This is a genomic window from Pectobacterium jejuense (assembly GCF_026800125.1).
In the GTDB taxonomy this organism is placed as follows: Bacteria; Pseudomonadota; Gammaproteobacteria; order Enterobacterales; family Enterobacteriaceae; genus Pectobacterium; species Pectobacterium jejuense.
This window is the reverse complement of sequence record NZ_JAPQKX010000002.1, coordinates 153,780-173,198: the sequence shown is the minus strand read 5'-3', so window position 1 is coordinate 173,198 and position 19,419 is coordinate 153,780. Positions and strand designations below refer to the sequence as shown.

The following is a 19,419-nucleotide window of genomic DNA, read 5'->3' as shown; positions in this document are numbered from 1 at the left end:
ATATCCGCCTTTATTCCATCTCAATAATGTCGTGCTTTTGCTCGTCTTCGAGCTGACGCAGAACGCGATACACCTGTGCTACCGCCTGAAGCGTTTCGCGCGGAATGTAATGGCCTTCCGGCGTAGAGCGATACAGCGTGCGGGTCAGCCAGATGAAGCGAATCACCGGAATGTCCGCTTTTTTCGCCTGAGCGATGAGTTCCTGCGCCGCGCTGTCTTCTCCCTTAAACAAGATGCGCGGTAACGGCGTTTTGCCGGGGCGATAGTAAAGCCCCACCGCATAGTGCGTTGGGTTAACCAGCAGCATATCGGCGTCTTCGACCTTGGCTTTGGGGCGCGGCGCGGCGGGTTCGTTCATCAGTTCGTGCGCCAGTGATTTACGGTGGCCTTTCATGTGCGGATCGCCTTCGGAATCCTTGTGCTCGTTGCGTAAATCCTCATGGCTCATGCGCTGCTGCTTGAGGAAGAAATACTTTTGCAGGCCGAAATCCAGTGCGGACAGCACCAGCAGCGCCGTTAGCGTGGTGCGGGCAATGCGCATCAGCAGCGCTTTCACCCCTTGCCAGAAGCCGTGCAGGTCGCCATAGGCTAATTCAACCAGCGCCTCCAACTCCGGCACCACCACTTTATAAAAAACGGTCCCGATCACCACGGCTTTCAGGATATTGGTCAGCATTTCTACCAGCTTGCGCATCGAAAACATCTGCTTGAACTGGTTGATCGGGTTCAGGCGGTTGAGATCGAGCTTCAGCGCTTCGGGCGCAAAGAGCGGACCATACTGGAGCCAGCCGCCGACCACGCGCAGCAGCACGGCAATCGCGGCGGCTAGCAGGCAGAGCGTGCCTGCCAGCACGGCGGCATCGTGAAATACCTCTTTCGCCACCTGCGCAAACGGGGCATCCAGCCGTTGCAGCGGCAGTTGTACCAGCGTTTGCAGTTTCCCCATCGTGCTGTCCGCCAGCGCCAGTACACACTCCAGCAGGCCGACGCAGATCAGCAGCTTGGGCACATCCTGACTTTGTCCGACTTCCCCTTTACGGCGCGCGTCTTCGAGCTTCTTCTCTGTGGGTTCTTCCGTTTTCTCGCTCATCGGTTCCGCCTTTAGCTATTCGATGCGGTAAAAAGCAGCGGGAGCAGGTGCTTGAGATCCGGTAGCCCCTGAAGTTTGTGGTCACCTAAATATTGCAGCACCGGCAGGTAAACGATAAAAAACGCCATCCCCACCAGACATTTGGCTGGAATGGACAGCACGAACACCTGAAGCTGCGGACTATACAGGCTGAGTAGCGCAATGCTGAATTCCAACAGCAGCAGCAGCGCGACCAGCGGCCCGGCGTACACCACCAGATGGGTGAAGGTGTCGGCTAGCAGGCTGAGATACACCTCAAATCCTTGTTCGCCCGGCGCGGGTAACCACGACAGCACCGGCCAGATCTGGTAGCTGTCCCAAATCAGCTGCGTGAGTCCTTTCAGGCCGATACCGATAATCAACAGTAGAATCAGCGTCTGTTTCAGCAGATGGCCAAGCGGCGTGGCGTCCGAGCCCAGCGCCGGGTTGAGCTGGCCACCCATGAGCGCGCCGCGCTGGTTATCAAAGAGGGCGCCGACGGATTCAAACAGCCAAAACGGCATCGCCAAAATCAACGCGATGAGGAGCCCGACAATAACCTCTTTCAGCAACAGGCCGGGCAGCATCGGCCAGGATAGCGGCGTCAGCAGAAGCTGCTGCTGCACGATGGGGGCGGGCAGCAGCGTCAGGGAAATCACCACGGCGTTGCGCGTCATGCCTTTCAGCACGTTGAGTGAAAAAACCGGCACCAGAATGAAACAGGGATACAGTCGGGCGATGCCGAGTGTAATGGCGATGATAAAGTCATAAACGTGCTGAATGGTGGCGATCATGCAGGATTTATACTCCGGTGTGCGCAATCATATTGAATGCGGTGATAGCCAGCTGCATCAGCTCTACGCCAATCCAGCGCCCGCAAAGCGCCAGCGTCAGCCCGACGGAAATCAGTTTGACGGCAAAAGGCAGCGTCTGGTCCTGCAACTGCATTACCGCCTGTAACAGTGAAATCAGTACGCCGACGATCACTGCAACCAGCAATGGCGGCGCAGAGAGCAGCACGACCATCACCATGGCCTGACGGAAAAGCGTGATTATTTCCATCGTGGCCTCACAGGTAGCTGTAGAACAGGCCGTCCAGCAGTCGCGTCCAGCCGTTGACCAGCACGAACAGCAGCAGCTTTAACGGCAGCGAGAGCGTCATTGGCGCAACCATCTGCATCCCCAGCGCTAGCAGCACGTTTGAGACGATGAGGTCGATGACGATAAACGGGATATAGATCAGGAAGCCGATTTTGAACCCGGCCTGTAGCTCCGACAGCACAAAAGCCGGGATCACCAACAGCAGATTCTGCGTGTTCACCTTTTCAGATAGCGATGCAGGCCACATTTGCAGGCTGTTCTCATGCAGGTGGGTGAGGATATCGGGGTCAACGTTGCGCGACATAAAAGCTTGCAGCGGCTCCAGCCCGTAGGTCACGCTGGCCTGAAGCGACGTAATGTCGGTCATATCCAGCGGCTTTTCCTGCACGCGTTTGCTGATGTCCTGAAAGACGGGTGCCATCACAAACAGCGTCGCCGCAAGTGCGATGCCGTACAGCGCCATGTTGGGCGGCACCTGCTGCACCCCGATGGCGTTGCGGGTGATCAGCAGCACAATCGCAATCTTTAGAAAGCAGGTACAGACAATCATCATCAGCGGAATCAGGGAGAGTGCGCCCAGAAAGAGCGCAAACATCAACGGATCGAACGCGCCGGAGGTCATGGTGCCAGCTCCGGCTCGGCAGTGAGTTCTTCATCCGCTATCGGCAGTATTGGCGTCGGTGTAGAAAAACGCTGGGTAATTTGTAGCCCCAGTCGGCCTTCTACATCGACCAGATCGCCGCTCGCCAGTGCGATATCGCCGTGATACAGCCAGGCTTGGCCCGGCACCACGTCGCGCAGCGTCAGCACGCTTCCGCTGGCGAGGCATTGCAATTCTGTCAGCGTCATCGTCAGGCTGCCGCAGCGAATATGTAAGGTGACCGGCAGCGGTGGTAAATTTTCAGTGACGTTGTCACCTAATGGTGTAAGTTCAAGCACTGAGGCCTCTGAGTGGGGATCGGCTAGCATCGTGTCAGTCGCGGACGGGGGCATTGAGACAGTCTCCATGTCAGTAACGGTAAAGGTGTAGGGGGTGAGCTCCGTGAGCTGTAGCGTGCCGTGCAGGCGCAGCGTGCCGGCTGACAGCGTTCCCTCGCCAGAGGGGGTAAACCACGGGCGGTTGGGCAGAATAAGATCGCCCGTACGCAAAAGGCATAACGCGGACAGCGGCAGCACGGCATCAGCCAGCGTGAGCGGAATAGCGATAGTCATTTCTGCGGGTAGCGCGCGGCGCTGGCGGTGCCAGTCAGCACGGGAAAACAGCGCCAGCCAGACGGCGTCAGCGGCCTGCATCCGGCTGCGCACGGTTATGCCGTTCCAGCTCACGCTGAGCCAGGCGCAGAGCGCAGCGCCTTTGCCGTGTTTTTCTGCTGAATCCTGTTCTTTCTGAGAACGCTCCAGCGGATAGATTTCCCCAACCAGCGCCCGCAGCACGGGGTTAAGCGACTGGTTGTAGAGCGTCCAGTACCATTCCTGTGCCGCGTCATCGTCTTCTGTGAGAGGCAACAGCGGGCAGTCCGACAGCAGGCTGAGCACAGGAAACGGATCGGTCAGTGAGATATCGCCGATGTCGCTACGCCAACTGCTGGTCTGCGCGATGGATGATTCCTCTGCCTGCTCACGTGCATTCACCAGTTGAAGATGCAGGCGGCCAGCCAGCCCGTCGCGGATAAACGGCAGCGATAATCCAGCGGCCAGCGTTGATCGGATACGAGCGTGTTGCGCGCGCAGGGTTGGCAGCTTTAGCGGTCTGACGTGCAGTGAATGAACGTCGGGTAAATTCGGGCTCATCGCTCATACTCTCTGGCGTCAAAACGCAGGTTTATCGGGCAGTCCAGCGCGCTAGAGAGCGAATGACGGCAGGCTTCACGCCGATCTTTTAACTGGTGGTAGCTTTCCCGGCTGAAACGCAGCGAAATATCCCAGCCCCGCGGCACCAGCGCGGCTAACCGCGCATCGATATCACCCAACTGCGGCAGTTGCAGGCTGAAGGCAAACGGCGGGGCGCAGATGTTATCCATCGCCTCAATCAGCTCACATTGCAGCGGCTGCCACTGTGACGGTGTCACATGTTGTGGGCTGTCCAGTGCCTCACTCTGCAACGGCAGCGGGGCATTGATGGGGCTGCCCGGCGCTAAGGCGACAGGTGATTCCTGATAGAACGCATCTTCAAAGCCGTCCGAAAACGTGAAGGCTTCCCAGAAATCCCTATGTTGTGGGTCGGGTTGTAGATTGTGTTGCGAATCGTCTGCGCGCGCGGACTTGCCATGCAACACGGCCTGCGCGTTCTGCGTCGCCTTGGATTCGGATGACGCAATCTGTCGGTTATTCATACGTGCTCCTGAGGTAACGTAAGCAGATATTCCAGTTTCTCCACCGCCTTCTGACATTGGCGAGTGGCGTCTCGGGCGTGATCAACCTGACGCTGCTGGTCGTGGTGTTGCTGCTGCGTGGCTTGCACCTGCTGCGTTTCTGTTGCGATTTCGCCGAGTAAGCGCTGTTCGGCGGCAAGGTTTTTTTTCAGGTTCTCCAGCGTTTGGCATTGCCCCTGAGTTTCTCGGGCAAACTGATCACGCTGCGTCTGACTGGCCTGTCGCAGCACCTCAACCTGCTGCTGGTGATGGCGTTGTTGCTCCGCAATCCTTATCAACTGCTGTTCTTCCTGCCGCTGCTGACGCTCGCTGCGGCTTAAGCGCTGGCGGCGTATCGGCATCAGCAGATTCAACATGGTCTGTAACTCGGCATCGCGTTCGGCGTTATGGGACATAGCGGCTGACTCCGGCGAGCTGTTGTTGAATCACGGCATACGGCATCGGTTCACGCATCGACTGGCGCAGAAACTGGGTAATCTCTGCCTGGGCGTTGACCGCAGAATCGGTTAGCACGTCATGGCCGGGCTGGTATTCGCCCAAGCGGATCAGCATCTCGACCTGCTTGTAAGCCGCCATCAGACGCCGTACGCCGCCCGCGTTGCGGGTGTGATCGGTATCCACGACGTTACTCATGGTGCGGCTCAGGCTGGCCAGCACGTCGATAGCCGGATAATGCCCCTGTTCCGCCAGCCGTCGGGCGAGCACGATGTGCCCATCAATCAACGAACGCACTTCGTCGGCGACCGGATCGTTCATGGAATCCTGCTCGATCAGCACGGAATAGAGCGCGGTGATGGCACCGTCTTCCGTTTGCCCGGCGCGTTCGACCAAGCGCGGTAGCAGCGTATAGACCGACGGCGGCAGCCCGCCACGCCCCTGTGGTTCCCCGAGCGCCAGGCCGATTTCACGCTGCGCACGGGCGAAACGCGTCAGGGAATCAATAATCAGCAGCACCTGACGGCCTTCGGCACGGTAAGCCTCGGCGATGGCGGTGGCGGTGAACGCCGCACGGGCGCGTTCCATGCTGCTGCGGTCAGAGGTGGAACACACCAGCACGGTGCGGCTGCGCAGCTCATCGTCCAGTTCGTGATCGAGAAACTCGCGCAGTTCGCGGCCGCGTTCGCCAATCAGCCCGAAAACGATGGCGTCGCACGGCGTATTACGTGCCAGTTCGGCCAGCAGCGTGGTCTTGCCGCAGCCCGCACCGGCGAAAATGCCGACACGCTGCCCCTGACCGATGGTCAGCAGGCCATCGACGGCGCGTAATCCGGTGGGGAGCGGCTGGCTGATGCGCGGTCGGGAGGTCGGCGGTGGGGCATCGCCCAGCACTGGCTGCGTGCGGCCGGTAGTATGACCCGGTTCGACAAACGCGCTCTCGCCGCCGTCCTCCAGCGCACGACCAAATCCGTCCAGCACGCTACCCAGTAAACGTTCCGACACCTGAATGCAGTGCGGCTGATACAGCGGCGTCACGGTGGCTCCCTGTGCGATGCCGTCCAGCGCCCCGAGCGCGGAGAGAAAGGTGTTGTCTGGGCTAAATCCCACGACTTCGGCCATCATCTGGCTGTCATCCTGACGAGCCACCCAGCACAGATCGCCAATGCGTGCCTGCGGCAGGCTGCATTCCAGCAGGATGCCGCTGACGGCCATGACGCGGCCTTTTTTCTCCACGGGCGCATAGGCTGCCAGATGCTGGCGCTGCTGCGTGACCCACTGGTCGAGCAGCGGAAAAGAAGAAGGTTGTGTCTGCATTACCAGTTCACCGTTATCTGTTGTCTGCCGCTGAATTCAATCTGGTGCTCGTCAATTCTCACCAGACGCAGGTTGTCGATCTCATCGCCGATGAAAAAGCGCTGACCGTCCGCCGTGACGACGTTGGCGCGCGACCCGCTGGTTACCTGAACGATCTGAAACGGCAGTTGCTCCGTTTTCAGCTGCGTGCGGTTATCCACGGATAGCGCGGTTCTATAACGTTGGTGGAGTTGGGCGAGCATCCGTTCCAGCTTTTTTTGATCGTCCGGCGATAATTGTCCGGTGAGCGTGACGCGATCCTGATAAGCCGCCACTTTCACGGCCGTGCTCAGTTCCCGCTCCTGCAACATAATGCGCAGCGTGCTTTCCAACTGTGGCAGGGTGCCGAGCGGTTTGCGGGTATCTTGTGGCGACGGGGCGGCAGGCATCGCGACGCTCTCCTGTAGCTGCCAACTGCCCACCATTACCAGCAGCAACGCGCCGAGCAGCAGGTAGCTGGCTTTGGCCCACAGCGGCAGGCGCGGTGCGGGGGCAGGCGCAGGAATCAGCGCAGCGGTATGGACTGGTGATTCATCGGCGGTCATATCAGCAGAAGGAACGTCCTCTTCCGCCGTTGGAGGCGTTTCGCTGTCGTCAGGCCAGGGGGTATCGGCGGCCACAATGCAGAGCCAAATCTGCCCCAGCGCAAACGGCGTGCCGGGCGGCAGAGCGTCAATCTGTTCGACGGTATGGCCTTCCGCATTGCACAACGCGCCATCCTGTGCGCTGAGCGCCCAGCCGTCAGCGGTCTTCTCCAACTGGCCGTGATACGGCGCAATGCCGGGATCGTAAAGCACGAGATCGGCATCATCGGCCGCACCGATGCGCCAGGCGTTTCCGCAGAGCGGCAGCGCCGCACCGCGATGTAAACCAGTCAGCACGCGTAATTCAAACATGGTGTGTTCCTATGCGCTAAAGGGGTCGGGGGAGTCGTAAAGATCGAGACGTCCAATGACGTTGATCGACAGCGTGGATTCCAGTTCGGTGAAGGAGAGCACCGGAACGTGGTGAAATTCGTCCTGCAACAGCGTGCGCAGCGGGCTGCGTAAATCCTGTGCCACCAGCACCAGACTGCGCTGTGACGAGAGCGGCGGAAACGCCTGCCGCAGCTGACCGAGCAGCGTGGAAGCGTAGTCCTGCGTCAGAGCGAAGAAGGTTTCGTTCTGCGTCTGGCGCAGCGCATCACGCAGCAGCTCTTCGCTTTCCGGCGTCAGCAGCCAGACGGCGAGGCTGTTTTCATCGCTGTACTGGTGGCAAATTTGCGATTTGAGCGCCAGACGTACGTAGTCGGTCAGCGCCAGCGTGTCCCGTTCGTGCTGGCCGACTTCAATCAGCGCTTCGGCGATGGGGCGTACCGACCGCAGCGGCACGCGTTCGGAAGCCAGCCGTTGCAGCACGCTGGCGAAACGCGAGAGCGGCATGATGCGCTGAAGTTCCTGCGCTAACTCCGGCTGCTCGCTCTCCAGCCAGGCCAGAATGGATTTGGTTTCCTGCAAGCCGATGAACTGTGAGCCGGTGCGGTGGATGGCCTGTTCCATGCGTGCCAGAATCAGCTCATCCGAGCTCCAGCGCGGCACGTCGTCCGGCTGTTGCGCGACATGTGCGAGCGGCAGCCAGAGCCACTGGCTTTCATCCCGCAGCGTCGGGCCGGGTGTGGCAAGATCAACATCCGTCGGTTCGATTGCACCGCTGGCAACGGCCAGCCGATCGGTGACAAACGTGGCTTTCACGTAGGGAATTTCGTAGACGCAAAACTGAAATTCATCCTCTGCCAGCCGATCGCTAAATTCGATATCAAAGGACGGCAGCGTAAAGCCGAAGCGGTAGACCAGTTTGTTACGCAGGCGGCGAATATTCTGCACCAGCGCCGTTGCCGTTGGCTGCCCTTGCCAGACCGGATGAAACAGCAGCAAATAAGCGCGCGTGGGGTTAAAACGCCGCAGATCCTGATAGCCGTTCTGTTCCGCGGGCATATTGTCCGCTTCCAACTGACTGGCATCTAACTGACCCTGTTGTTTGATGCGCCAGAGCTGAAACAGACCGCTGCCGAGCGATGCCAGGCTGATAGTGACAAACACCAGCGTCGGCATCCCCGGCAACAGCGCAAAACCAAACATACCGATGGAAGAGATGATCCACGCTTTGGGCTGGCTAGTAAGTTGTTCGGCAATTTCGCGGCCAATATTGGCATCCACTTTTTGCCCGTCGGCTGAGACGCGGGTGATAATCATCCCGGCGGTTAGCGAGATCAGCAGGGCGGGAATCTGGGCGATCAACCCGTCGCCGATGGTCAATACCGAGTAAACGTGCATCGCATCGGACGCGGCCATGTTGTGCTGCAACACGCCGATGGCGAAACCACCGATCATGTTGATGAACACGATCACCAGCGACGCAATAGCGTCGCCTTTAACGAACTTCATCGCGCCGTCCATCGCCCCGAACAGTTGACTTTCTTTCGCCAAATTTTCCCGCCGCTGCCGTGCCTGATGGGCTTCGATTAATCCGGCACGCAGATCGCTGTCGATGGACATCTGTTTACCGGGCATCGCATCGAGCGTGAAGCGTGCCGCTACCTCGGCTACGCGTTCGGAGCCTTTGGTGATCACCAGAAAATTCACCACCGTCAGAATCAGGAAGATAACCAGACCAACCGCCAGATTCCCGCCCACCACGTAGTTACCGAAGGCTTCAACGATATGGCCACCGTCCTGCTGAAGCAGAATCTGGCGCGTGGTGGAAATGGAGATCGCCAATCGAAACATGGTGGTCAGCAGTAGCACCGCCGGAAACGTCGAAAAGGCCAGCGGTTTGGGCAGATACATCGCCAGCACGATCAGCAGAGAAGAGACGCAGATATTGAGCGCGATCAGCACATCGATCAGCCCGGTGGGCAGCGGAATGATCATCATGAAGACGATGGACATCACGATGACTGCGCCAACCACCTCCGAGCGCTGCATCGCGCTCAGCGCAATACGGTTCAGCCAGATAATCAACAGATTCATGGCTGCCCCTTATCCGAGTCGCGCGCATCCTGCTTTTGCCGCGATGCGGGATCACGCTGCGCCAGGTCATCATGCTGCGTGCTTTTGGCCTGCTGTTTCTCATATTGGGCGATATCGCCAATCATGCCGCGTATCAGTTGGAGCGCCGTTTGCCGGTTTTTACTGTCTCGCCACAGCGGATGCGGCAGGTCGCTAACGAGCGGCAGCAGGGCGCTGAAAAACATCGCCTGATGTTGTACCTGCGTACCAGCGACTTCCCGCCCGAGATTATGCAGATCGCGGGCATAGGCGCCGTTGGCGCTCAGACCAATCAGGCGGCGGGTTAGCTCCACGGCACCGAGCGTAAAGGCGGGCACTTTGTTCGCTAACCGAGTAAGCAGCGTCTGGCTGGATGACAGCGTATGGCTCAGGTGGCGGGAATCGTTGAGGTTGCTCAGCATCTTGCTGAGTACGGCTTTCGAAATCGACGGCGTCAGCGAGGCGATATCCGCCGCCAGCGCCCGCTGCAACGTGCGCAGCCCAATGGAAAACGTCGCGGCATCAAAGCGTTCCAGCAGGGAATCCAACAGCGCGCTGGCCGACTGCTGATGCACGATTTTCTGGTAGTACAGCTCGCGCATCGCCTGCTTTTGTTCCGGCTGGGTGCTGAACAGGGCAATGGCCGTTGCCGTGTTCAGACCAGCCCGGACTTCCGGCCCTTTCTCCTGATGCAGCTGCTGTAACGCACTTTCCGCCGCCGCGGTCAGCTCAGGCTGTTGGGGAGATTGCTGCTGGATGTGGCGCAGCAGGAGATCGCCGCGCGCCGGATCGTTGCCCGCGGCTTCCAGCACCGCTTCAAGAGACGGCGAGCCTTGCTGCATCAGCAGGTCGCGCATCCGACTCAATTGCTGATCGAGCGTACTTTGCGATGGATTTTCCAGCATCCTGAACAGTTCGGTCAGTTTCTCAATCCGTTCGACATTGGCGGTGGCGCGCGCGTCCGGCTGCTGGGCGATGTGGCGTCGGTTCAGCGATTTGCTTCTGCGTTCGGCCTGCTCGCCAAACGCCATTGCCACTTCCTCCATTGAGGTGGAGAGCGGCGAACCGGGAGGCGCGTGGTGCGAACTCGTCTGCTGCACCGCAGCCTGTGGCGCGGGATCGTCATCCACCACGACAGGACGCGGCAGGGCGCTGCTAGAGGGAAGAACCGTCGGCATTTTGATCATGATGTCATCCTGAATAAATCGGCTACGTGTCGTGGTGTGAACGTGCAGCGGTATGAATGTATTGCTGTGTGGACGCAGAAAAGAATGGGTTCCCCGACGTGAAGTCATCGGAGCAGGCCGAATTTGATGGCGGATTGGATTAAATGCCGTTCTACTGATTGCAATAACTTGCAATTTCACGCCGCTGGCGTTGGCAATAAGTGGCGTGATAAAAAGCAAAGTGAAAAATAACTGATTAAAAATCAGTGTGATAAAAATCTTTTCGGGCTGGCACAAGGCTTGCTCTTCCGTTTTTGCCAATGAGGCACAACAACGGAGAGTCAGCTAATGGAAATGTCTACTCTGAAACACATCGAACAGACCCCTTCGCTTTACCCAGCGTTATCTGTCGATTGGGAACAGGTGTTTCGTCAACACGGAAAGAAATTGCATAACTTTATCCGCAAGCGCGTCAGCAACCATGACGACGTGGAGGATTTACAGCAAATGACCTATCTGGAAGTGCTCAAACATCAGGATAAATTTGCGGGAGCATCGCGGCCGGAGACGTGGGTATTCGGTATTGCCCTCAACCTGGTTCGCAATTATTTCAAGCAGGCACGCCAGCGCGCTCAGGAAATGGGCGATGAGATGCTGGACCATATCGCGATAGAACTCGATCCCGGTGCTATCACCGAAAGTCAGCGGTCCTTGAAACGCGCGATGGATGCCATCGTCTCACTGCCTGAAGATACCCGTCAGATGCTGATGCAATTGCTGGATACCGATGCCAGCTATCAGGATCTCGCGTTGCAGTTGGAGATCCCGATCGGTACGGTGCGGTCGCGGCTGTCTCGTGCCCGAGGTGTGATCCGTCAGGCTGTTGAATCCTGACGGCATTTCACGGGACGAAAGGACGCGCCTGCACCCGCCGTTTTTCACTGACTGAGTTGGTAACCGCGTTATTTCATTATGGCGGTTGCCGTTCAGTTCGTGGTCGCACGCCGTGATATCAGGTCGCATTGATGCCGTTGCAGGGTTCCCTGTCCATCTTCTGGAATGTTGAGACGCCGTATTGCGCTACCTGCACGGCGGGTGGCTGCACAATAGTCTTAATTCAAATAAGGAGATGGCAATGATGTTCACCCAACCTTTTCGTTCCGATGAGAAAACCAAAGCCCCCGAGCTTGAACTGGTGGATTTTGCATTTGGCCGCATCAAGGACGCGATTTATATCGTCAACGAAGATCAGCGTTTTTGTTACGTCAATGAAGCAGCGAGCCAGACGCTGGGCTACAGCATTACGGAATTCATGCATTTGAGCGTTGCCGATATCGATCCCGACTGGGTCGCTGAGCATAGCTCGCCCGACTGGTTTCATGAATACGCATTGGGCGGCGGCACCACGTTTGAAACCAAGCACCTCACCCGCAATGGCATGACGATTCCGGTCGAGGTCAATCTCACGCATTTCCAACACAGAGGACGTAGCTACAACATGTGTGTAGTCAGAGATATCAGGGAACGTAAACATATCGAGCAGTTGGCTTACGCGCGAGAGCAGGAATTTCGCGCGCTGGTGGAGAACACGCCGGATTTGATTATCCGCTTTGATGCCAACCTGAACTGCCTGTACGCCAACCCCGCCAGTCTGAAACATCTGGATTTCACCGTAGAGCAACTTCAGGGCCGTATGATTACGGAACTGATGCCCGGCGTGGGCTGTGCGATCCGCATAGAACAGCTGGTGCGGCTGGTTATCGATACCCGCAGCAGTGCAGAAGGTGAAGTCATGGAAGAGTTGGGGAGAGGTGAGCAGCGTCACCATCATATTCACCATATTCGCTGTGTGCCTGAGTTCGATCAGCATGGCGCGCTGGTGTCCATTCTGACCGTCGGACGGGACATTACGGCGATTCGTTATGCGGAGAAGAAACTGGCCGATTCGCATATGCAACTGCGTTTATTGGCGCGTCAGCGTGAGATTTCACGCGAAGAAGAGCGTAAGCATATCGCGCAGGAAATTCACGATGAGCTGGGGCAACACCTGACCACGATGCGCATGAGCCTGTCGCTCATGCGCATGTGCTTTGCCAAGGAAAACCCAGACATGCAGACGCATTTGCAAAAGCTGATGCAGCTGACTGACCAAACGATCCAGGTGGTGCGTAACGTTTCGACCCGGCTCAGGCCGAATGTACTGAATATGGGGCTGACGCCCGCGCTGGAGTGGCTGTGTGACGAATTTAACCGGCACTACAGCGCAACCTGTCTACTGCGAACGTTGGGAGAACCGCTGGTGCTCAATGACGAGAGCACCACAGCGGCCTTCCGCGTCGTGCAGGAGTCGTTGACTAACGTGGCGCGCTACGCTGCCGCCACACAGGTAATCATTACGCTGGATAACCAGCAGGACTGCGTGGTGCTGTGCACCAAGGACAACGGTAAAGGTTTTGATTCCCGCGCTAAAAATAAAAATGCTTTCGGACTCATGAGCATGAAAGAACGCGGACGGATGCTGGGAGGCGAAGTGGTTATAGACAGCGCGCCCGGCAAAGGCACGTTGGTGCAGCTAACGTTTCCTAAAAATGGCTATACCCGTTAACCGCGGGATAAGAATAACGAAAGGAAGAAATGAGCGATGGGCAAACCAATACGTTTAATGATCGCCGACGATCACGTCATCATGCGTGAAGGTCTCAAGCAGATCTTTGCGCTGGATGACTCGCTGAGCGTCGTCGCCGAAGCGGGAAATGGTGCACAGGTACTGGCGCAGCTGCGCAGCGTGACCCCTGACTTGCTGCTGCTGGATATGTCGATGCCTGGCATCAGCGGTGAAGCGCTGATTTCACGCGTGGTGGCGCAATATCCACGTCTGCCGATTCTGGTGCTCAGCATGTACAGCGAAGCGCAAATTGCGCAGCATGCGTTGAAGAGTGGTGCCAGAGGTTACATCACCAAAGATAAAGACCCGGAAGCGCTGCTGTCGGCGATCCGACGCGTGGCGCAGGGCGCTCGCTATATCGACCATACGATTGCCGAGCAGTTGGTGTTTTCCCATTACACGGAGGGTGACCGAGCCGCGCACGATGTGCTGACGGCCAGAGAGCACCAAATCATGATTATGTTTGCGCAGGGGATGGGCATTAACGCCATCGCCAATGAGCTGGCCATTAGCAACAAAACGGTCAGCACCCATAAAGCGCGTCTGATGGAGAAAATGCAGTTCAGCACCAATGTGGAAATTGTGAAGTATGTCGTGAGTAAGAAGCTCATTCCCTAGCGGTGGGAATGCGCTGTGCGACAAATAACAGATAAAAGGGATTCAACTGTCGGTGAATCCCTTTTGCTGAAGCTTACATTTTCCTGACGATATCTTTTCGTTTTCCTGCTAATTGTTCAGGAAAGTAACAGACTGTTTTTGCTTATATTGGCCGTTTTTTGTAGGCATTTCCCTACAAATTCCTCTGGAATTCCTACCTGATGTTCAGCGATGCCTGATGGTTTCATTATTCAATGGCGGTAATGCTTATCATCGTTCTACTGGAGAGGTTATTGGTCGACGTTATGCGGAGAAACGCGACAGATGCACGGTAGAGCACCACGTTATGGAAGGCAGTCAGTTAGCCCCGTCTGGGCTTCAGGAGTAGTTAATGAGTTATTATTACCATCAGGACAGACAGCACGCTTCTTTGTTAGCGCATTCGTTATCAGAGCATTCACCATTAGCGCCTTCATCATTAGAAAAGCCCTCATTAGAAAACGTTCGGTCATCAGCAGACTATTTCCCGCCATCGTCGGGACATTCCACACACACAGCCGATGATATTCATTCATCGCTCTCACCCATCATTAATGTTATTGCGCCTCTCAATGTCGACATCGTGCTGGAAGGTGAAACCGGTACGGGCAAAGACACGTTGGCGAACCGCATTCATCAACTTTCTCGATGCAGTGGTCCGCTGGTGGCGGTGAACTGCGCCGCCGTGCCGGAAAATCTGGCCGAAAGTGAGCTGTTTGGCGTGGTCTCGGGCGCCTATACTGGCGCGAACCGCTCCCGCGCCGGGTATCTGGAAAGTGCAGATAAGGGAATACTGTTTCTGGATGAGATCGACAGTATGCCCATGACGCTGCAAGCCAAGATGCTGCGCGTGCTGGAAAGCCGTGGCGTAAAGCGGCTGGGAAGCACCCAGTTCACGCCCGTGGATATGCGCGTGATTGTGGCGACGCAAACGCCGCTGCTGCAACTGGTGGAAAAAGGGCTGTTTCGCCGCGATCTCTATTTCCGTCTGGATACCGTAAAGATTCAACTGCCAACACTGCGTTCCCGCAGCGATCTCATTCTGCCGCTGTTTCAGCGTTTTAGTCAGGAAGCTGCTGTGCGCCTGAAAATGACGCTGCCGCCGCTGACGGCAGACATTTACGAACAACTGCTGACCCACAGCTGGCCAGGCAATATCCGCGAGCTGAAAGCGGCGGCGGATCGCTGGGCGCTGGGGTTGTCGCCCTTGGCGAAAATCCAGCCGCTGCTGCACCCGCGTCCTTTGCAGTTGAAAGATCGCTTAAAGCGGATTGAAAAATTTCTGATTCAGGATGCGCTGCGCCGCCACGACCACTGCATTGACGATGTGATTGTGGAGCTGGGGATCCCCAAGCGGACGCTTTATCACCGCCTGAAAGTGCTGAACGTGACGGCGCGAGAGATGTGCGCAGGGGGCGGGGAAGCCTGTCAGGCATGAGAGTTGACTCTCCGCCGTTTATCGTTCGGGCTACGGTAGCCAATGACGGCAGGCCGATTTTTACCAGTCGGCCTGCTTTCAGGTTACACCGTCTCTATTTACCTCGTTTCTGTCTACACCGTTTCTGTCGGCATTTTTTCTATCGGCGGGCATGGATAGTGATGGATATCCGGTAGATCGTGCAATGCCACGGCCTTACTGAAATACCATCCTTGCATAATCGCCGACGGGCACTGTTGCAGGATGTAGGCGGCTTGCTCACGCGTTTCCACCCCTTCGATGATCACCGGAACGTCGAGTTTTTTGATAAGAGTAAATAACAGATCGGCCATGGCGGCATTAACCGTGTCCGTGCCGATGGCGTCGACAAAAATCTTGTCGATCTTGATCATATCGAACGGTAAATGGCTCAGATAATCGAGGTTGGAATAGCCCGTGCCGAAATCATCAAGCGCGATCTTATAGCCCGAGCGCCGTAGCGCCTCAAGGCCATCAGCCAGTGTCTTGTGGGACGTGCTCGACCGCTCGGTGAGTTCCAGCATGACGCGGGTTTTATCGATCGCCAATTCATCACACATTTGCTGTAGGAAGCGATGATAATCCGGCGAAATGATGTCGGAGACGGACAGATTAATACTCAGGAGAAAGGGTGTGTCCTGCGTGAGGTACGGCTGCATGTCACGCAGCGCCTGACGCGTAATGATGCGGGTTAGCTCATCTGAGTAGCCCATTTTTTCAGCCGCGCTGATAAAAAACTCTGGCGAAACGTTGTCGCCACGCTCGTTTTTCCAACGCGCCAGCGCCTCTACGCCAATAATGGTGCGCTGTGGCAGGCTGATCAGCGGCTGATAATGTACCTGAAACCGCTGGTGTTTGATCGCGCGTTTTAGCTGTGAGGGTAAAGCATGGTGCCGATCGTAGTAGAGCTGGTAGGACAGGGAAAAACTGGTCCCGAGGATCGCCCCGACAAAAAACAGCGCAGCGATGATGTACCACGGGCGATACAGGATGCCGGCAGAATCCAACTGAGCCAACACGCAGACATTCAGCGTCGCCGCGCAGGAAAACGTCTGGCGTTTTCCCATGGTCAACCACCCGTTACTCTCATGCCGTTTCTCCTTGAACATCGGGAAGTCGATGTTGCCAAAGGTCTGATAGATATGCCCCAGATTACGCGTGAGCAGCATCGCGCTGTATTCGGCGGGTGGCTGAGTGAAATGACGAAATGCGGCGGCAGCGGTGACCGTGACGACATCGTTAAGGCTCGCCATATCTGCGGTAATACGCGGATCCACCACATCTTTCATCGCGGTCCACAGCTGTACACCTTCATCGGTCGTCAGGTTCGGCGGTAACAGATAAATGGGTGGGGTGAGGATGCCCCAGCCCGCGGAACAGATGAGATAGTTGTTCTTGATTCGCCCGATATCTCGTAGATAGACGGAGTAAAAGGAGAGCAGGCGTAATTCTTTCAGATCGGCGCTGGAGCAAGGCGTGTTATTTAGCGTTAGCACGCGGTCAATGGTTTCCCGGCTTTCCCGGGCGACGGCGGTGCCTTGTTCGAGCACGTCCTGGCTATAGTGCTGCAGCTGCGTTTGTTCCAGCCTAGATAAAATTCCCTGACCAATAAACAGCGCCAGCAATGCGCTGGCAAACGAAATCAAAATAAGTCTGAACCACAATCCGGTGTTGGTAGTTAAGGTGAGCATAGCGACCATTTGGCAGCGTGACGGGAATAGTACGGCATGGGTTCAAATATCGCATCCTTGCCAGTTGCACAGCATAAAAACGTTCCTGAAAATCAGAAACAACGTACGGCCTTTCGGTCAGGTAACAACGCTTTCTATTATTCTAAAAGAAAATCCATAATGCCTAACGGCCGGAAACACAGAGAAAACTAGGCTAGTTCTTCCCCTCGCATCGTTATTGCCGAAAGAATTTCCTTTCCGTTGGAACTCACTGACCCGCTCTCCCACTTAATGAATGAACAAGATGACTGTATGTACAGCATGACAGTTCACTACCGTAAACATTCATCATATTTGGAGATATATCATGGCTTTAGGACTTTCTCAGGTTGCATCTCAGGCGGCTTCTCAGACTCTGGATACCGCGATGGCCGGTTCTCTGACTCGTGCAGCGGGCGCTCAGGCTCAGAAAATTGCGCTGGATACGGAAAACTCCATTCTGGATGGCCAGATGGATTCCGCGTCCAAATCACTGAACTCCGGGCAGAAAGCGGCGAAAGCCATCCAGTTCTGATCGTGATGCAACGAGCCGGAGCCTTGCTCCGGCTTTATTTTTATCCCGTCCGCGATGGAATCCACACCATGAAAATCAACCACGCTACTACGCTGCCCCAGCCGGGGGATGCTCCGCTGGCGGACAACGGCACGTCTTTTTCCTCTTCAGCTACTAATCAGGATGTGTCCTGGTTTAGCGCAGCCATGTCGTCGACACCGATGACGGCAGAAAGCGGCAACAGTCAGTGGCTGGGCGCGCTGGCGGAAAAATCTCAGGGACTGAACGGCGTTTTTAAATCCGCCGAACGCGATGTGAGCCAGTCGATGCGCTCCAATAATCCAAAAGATGTGCTGGATGCGACCCGAACGCTGTCGTCGTTCTATCTGGAAAGTCTGCTGAGCGCCAAACTGGTGGCGAAAAGTGTGCAAAGTCTGGAAAAACTCACCAACTTACAGTAGCGGCCTATGAAAATCGATAAGCGAGTGTTTCTTCTGCTGATCGGGCTATTGGCTGGCTGCGGCGAGCCGATTGAGCTGAATCGCGGGCTGTCGGAGAACGATGCCAACGAAGCGATTTCGATGCTCGGCCGCTATCAGATCGGCGCGGAGAAACGGGTGGACAAAACCGGCGTCACGCTGGTGATCGATGCAAAAAACATGGAACGAGCCGTCAATATTCTGAATGCGGCAGGTTTACCGAAGCAATCGCGTACCAATCTGGGCGAGGTCTTTCAGAAAAGCGGCGTGATCTCGACGCCGCTGGAGGAGCGCGCCCGCTATATTTACGCTCTGTCGCAGGAAGTGGAGGCGACGCTGGCGCAGATCGATGGCGTGCTGGTGGCGCGGGTGCATGTGGTGCTGCCCGAGCGTATTGCCCCCGGCGAGCCGGTTCAGCCCGCCTCGGCGGCGGTGTTTATCAAATACCGTGCCGAGCTGGAACCCGATGGGATGGAGCAGCGCATCCGCCGTATGGTCGCCAGCAGCATCCCCGGCCTGTCTGGCAAGGATGATAAGGAACTGGCGATTGTCTTTGTTCCGGCGGAACCGTATCAGGACACGATCCCCGTGGTCACGCTAGGGCCGTTTACGCTCACGCCGGATGAGATGCGACGCTGGCAGTGGAGCGCAGGGCTGTTCGGTCTGCTGCTGGCCGGGCTATTAGGCTGGCGCGTTGGCACGCCTTACCTGCGACAGTGGCAGCAGAAAAAAGCGGGGGCGTCGTCGTCACCATGACCACACAAGCGCAAAGCCAGCAGCATGAGTCGGGCGACCTCACTCCGCTTGCCTGGCTGATCTGGTGGGCAGAGGACTGCCTGTTACAAGCCGATCCCAGTTGGTGGAACGGGAAGGTGATATTACCCGATGCGCCGCGGCGTCGCGATTGGCTGCATGTGAACGCCGTGCAGCTTCATCGCCATTTTTCTCTGCCGTCGGTGCTGCCGCCGGATCCACTTGCTTCACTGATGCAAATGGGGGCGCTGGATACGGCGCAGCGGGAAACGGTATTGCGTCTGATGGCGCGGGTGTGTCAGCCCGTACGCAATCCAGACGGCTCGGACGCGGAGGGCATATGGTGCGAGCGGCTGGCAAAGGCGCTGCGGCCGGGCTTATGGCTACCGTCAGCGGTCACTTTTTCTGCTTTCTCGTCGACGTCACCCGCCGCGAGACATCAGGGTGCACTGACGCTGCTGCGCATTCGCTATGGTGAAACGTGCTGGCCGCGTCTGCGGCTGCTTTTTCCTCGCGATGGGTCCTGTGCTTGCCATGCCCCGACGATGTCATTACCCGCCGCCCGGCTGAATGCGCTGTGTGATGCCCTGATTTGGAAAGCATCGACCCCCACATAACCCTCCTCATTTCTATTCATTTTGCT

20 protein-coding genes are annotated in these 19,419 nt (G+C 56.9%); 8 read left to right on the top strand and 12 right to left on the bottom strand.

All coding sequences use genetic code 11. The features are described 5' to 3' along the window. Window positions 1-10: 10 nt before the first annotated feature. The 11 genes from sctU to sctW are packed head-to-tail and all read right to left on the bottom strand — an operon-like array spanning window position 11 to window position 10,585. Window positions 11-1,090, bottom strand: coding sequence for a type III secretion system export apparatus subunit SctU (gene sctU, locus NXT09_RS04295; RefSeq protein WP_268578994.1), 1,080 nt, complete (start codon window positions 1,088-1,090; stop codon window positions 11-13). 11 nt (window positions 1,091-1,101) lie between these two features. Then, a complete protein-coding gene (gene sctT, locus NXT09_RS04290; RefSeq protein WP_174865484.1) occupies window positions 1,102-1,902 on the bottom strand; it encodes a type III secretion system export apparatus subunit SctT in 801 nt (266 codons plus the stop codon). 7 nt (window positions 1,903-1,909) lie between these two features. Next, window positions 1,910-2,170, bottom strand: a complete 261-nt coding sequence (gene sctS, locus NXT09_RS04285; RefSeq protein ID WP_011093640.1) for a type III secretion system export apparatus subunit SctS — start codon at window positions 2,168-2,170, stop codon at window positions 1,910-1,912. Window positions 2,171-2,177: 7 nt separating this feature from the next. Continuing rightward, window positions 2,178-2,831 (bottom strand): type III secretion system export apparatus subunit SctR, encoded by a 654-nt coding sequence (sctR, locus tag NXT09_RS04280; RefSeq protein ID WP_095994683.1) that lies wholly within the window; start codon window positions 2,829-2,831, stop codon window positions 2,178-2,180. Next, entirely contained in the window at window positions 2,828-4,000 is a 1,173-nt protein-coding gene (sctQ, locus tag NXT09_RS04275; RefSeq protein WP_268578993.1) for a type III secretion system cytoplasmic ring protein SctQ, read from the bottom strand. Before sctQ ends, sctR begins: the two co-directional genes overlap by 4 nt. Beyond that, window positions 3,997-4,542 (bottom strand): type III secretion system HrpP C-terminal domain-containing protein, encoded by a 546-nt coding sequence (locus tag NXT09_RS04270; RefSeq protein WP_268578992.1) that lies wholly within the window; start codon window positions 4,540-4,542, stop codon window positions 3,997-3,999. The genes sctQ and NXT09_RS04270 overlap by 4 nt, the downstream gene beginning before the upstream one ends. Beyond that, window positions 4,539-4,976, bottom strand: coding sequence for a type III secretion protein (locus tag NXT09_RS04265; RefSeq protein ID WP_268578991.1), 438 nt, complete (start codon window positions 4,974-4,976; stop codon window positions 4,539-4,541). Before NXT09_RS04265 ends, NXT09_RS04270 begins: the two co-directional genes overlap by 4 nt. Continuing rightward, a complete protein-coding gene (sctN, locus tag NXT09_RS04260) occupies window positions 4,966-6,333 on the bottom strand; it encodes a type III secretion system ATPase SctN (protein WP_268578990.1) in 1,368 nt (455 codons plus the stop codon). Before sctN ends, NXT09_RS04265 begins: the two co-directional genes overlap by 11 nt. Beyond that, window positions 6,333-7,268, bottom strand: a complete 936-nt coding sequence (locus NXT09_RS04255) for an FHA domain-containing protein (RefSeq protein ID WP_268578989.1) — start codon at window positions 7,266-7,268, stop codon at window positions 6,333-6,335. The genes sctN and NXT09_RS04255 overlap by 1 nt, the downstream gene beginning before the upstream one ends. 9 nt (window positions 7,269-7,277) lie before the next feature. After that, on the bottom strand, window positions 7,278-9,380 hold the full coding sequence (gene sctV / locus NXT09_RS04250; protein ID WP_268578988.1) for a type III secretion system export apparatus subunit SctV: 2,103 nt from the start codon (window positions 9,378-9,380) through the stop codon (window positions 7,278-7,280). Further along, window positions 9,377-10,585 (bottom strand): type III secretion system gatekeeper subunit SctW, encoded by a 1,209-nt coding sequence (sctW, locus tag NXT09_RS04245; RefSeq protein ID WP_268578987.1) that lies wholly within the window; start codon window positions 10,583-10,585, stop codon window positions 9,377-9,379. The genes sctV and sctW overlap by 4 nt, the downstream gene beginning before the upstream one ends. Window positions 10,586-10,912: 327 nt before the next feature. On the opposite strand from sctW, the gene NXT09_RS04240 reads away from it, so the two are divergent. The 4 genes from NXT09_RS04240 (at window position 10,913) to NXT09_RS04225 (ending at window position 15,303) form a co-directional block, all read left to right on the top strand. Then, window positions 10,913-11,458: an RNA polymerase sigma factor gene (locus tag NXT09_RS04240; RefSeq protein ID WP_268578986.1), complete on the top strand. Its 546-nt coding sequence runs from the start codon at window positions 10,913-10,915 to the stop codon at window positions 11,456-11,458. A gap of 241 nt (window positions 11,459-11,699) precedes the next feature. After that, window positions 11,700-13,169 carry a PAS domain-containing sensor histidine kinase gene (locus NXT09_RS04235; RefSeq protein WP_268578985.1) on the top strand — a complete coding sequence of 490 codons (1,470 nt, stop codon included), beginning with the start codon at window positions 11,700-11,702 and terminating at the stop codon, window positions 13,167-13,169. A 36-nt stretch (window positions 13,170-13,205) separates the two neighbouring features. Beyond that, on the top strand, window positions 13,206-13,847 hold the full coding sequence (locus tag NXT09_RS04230) for a response regulator transcription factor (RefSeq protein ID WP_174865493.1): 642 nt from the start codon (window positions 13,206-13,208) through the stop codon (window positions 13,845-13,847). Window positions 13,848-14,217: 370 nt separating this feature from the next. Next, the gene (locus NXT09_RS04225) at window positions 14,218-15,303 is read left to right on the top strand and encodes a sigma 54-interacting transcriptional regulator (protein ID WP_205555017.1); all 1,086 of its coding nucleotides are present in this window, start codon (window positions 14,218-14,220) and stop codon (window positions 15,301-15,303) included. Between the two features lie 113 nt (window positions 15,304-15,416). On the opposite strand, the gene NXT09_RS04220 is transcribed toward NXT09_RS04225, so the two are convergent. Beyond that, the gene (locus NXT09_RS04220; RefSeq protein WP_268578984.1) at window positions 15,417-17,012 is read right to left on the bottom strand and encodes an EAL domain-containing protein; all 1,596 of its coding nucleotides are present in this window, start codon (window positions 17,010-17,012) and stop codon (window positions 15,417-15,419) included. Window positions 17,013-17,358: 346 nt separating this feature from the next. On the opposite strand from NXT09_RS04220, the gene NXT09_RS04215 reads away from it, so the two are divergent. The 4 genes from NXT09_RS04215 (at window position 17,359) to NXT09_RS04200 (ending at window position 19,393) form a co-directional block, all read left to right on the top strand. Beyond that, window positions 17,359-17,565 (top strand): type III secretion system major pilin HrpA, encoded by a 207-nt coding sequence (locus NXT09_RS04215; protein ID WP_009112561.1) that lies wholly within the window; start codon window positions 17,359-17,361, stop codon window positions 17,563-17,565. A 68-nt stretch (window positions 17,566-17,633) separates the two neighbouring features. Continuing rightward, a complete protein-coding gene (locus tag NXT09_RS04210; RefSeq protein WP_205555015.1) occupies window positions 17,634-18,005 on the top strand; it encodes an EscI/YscI/HrpB family type III secretion system inner rod protein in 372 nt (123 codons plus the stop codon). 6 nt (window positions 18,006-18,011) lie between these two features. Continuing rightward, complete coding sequence (gene sctJ, locus NXT09_RS04205; protein WP_240585444.1) at window positions 18,012-18,779, top strand: type III secretion system inner membrane ring lipoprotein SctJ; 768 nt, start codon at window positions 18,012-18,014, stop codon at window positions 18,777-18,779. Beyond that, window positions 18,776-19,393, top strand: coding sequence for a type III secretion protein (locus tag NXT09_RS04200; protein WP_268578983.1), 618 nt, complete (start codon window positions 18,776-18,778; stop codon window positions 19,391-19,393). Before sctJ ends, NXT09_RS04200 begins: the two co-directional genes overlap by 4 nt. The last annotated feature ends 26 nt before the right edge of the window (window positions 19,394-19,419 follow it).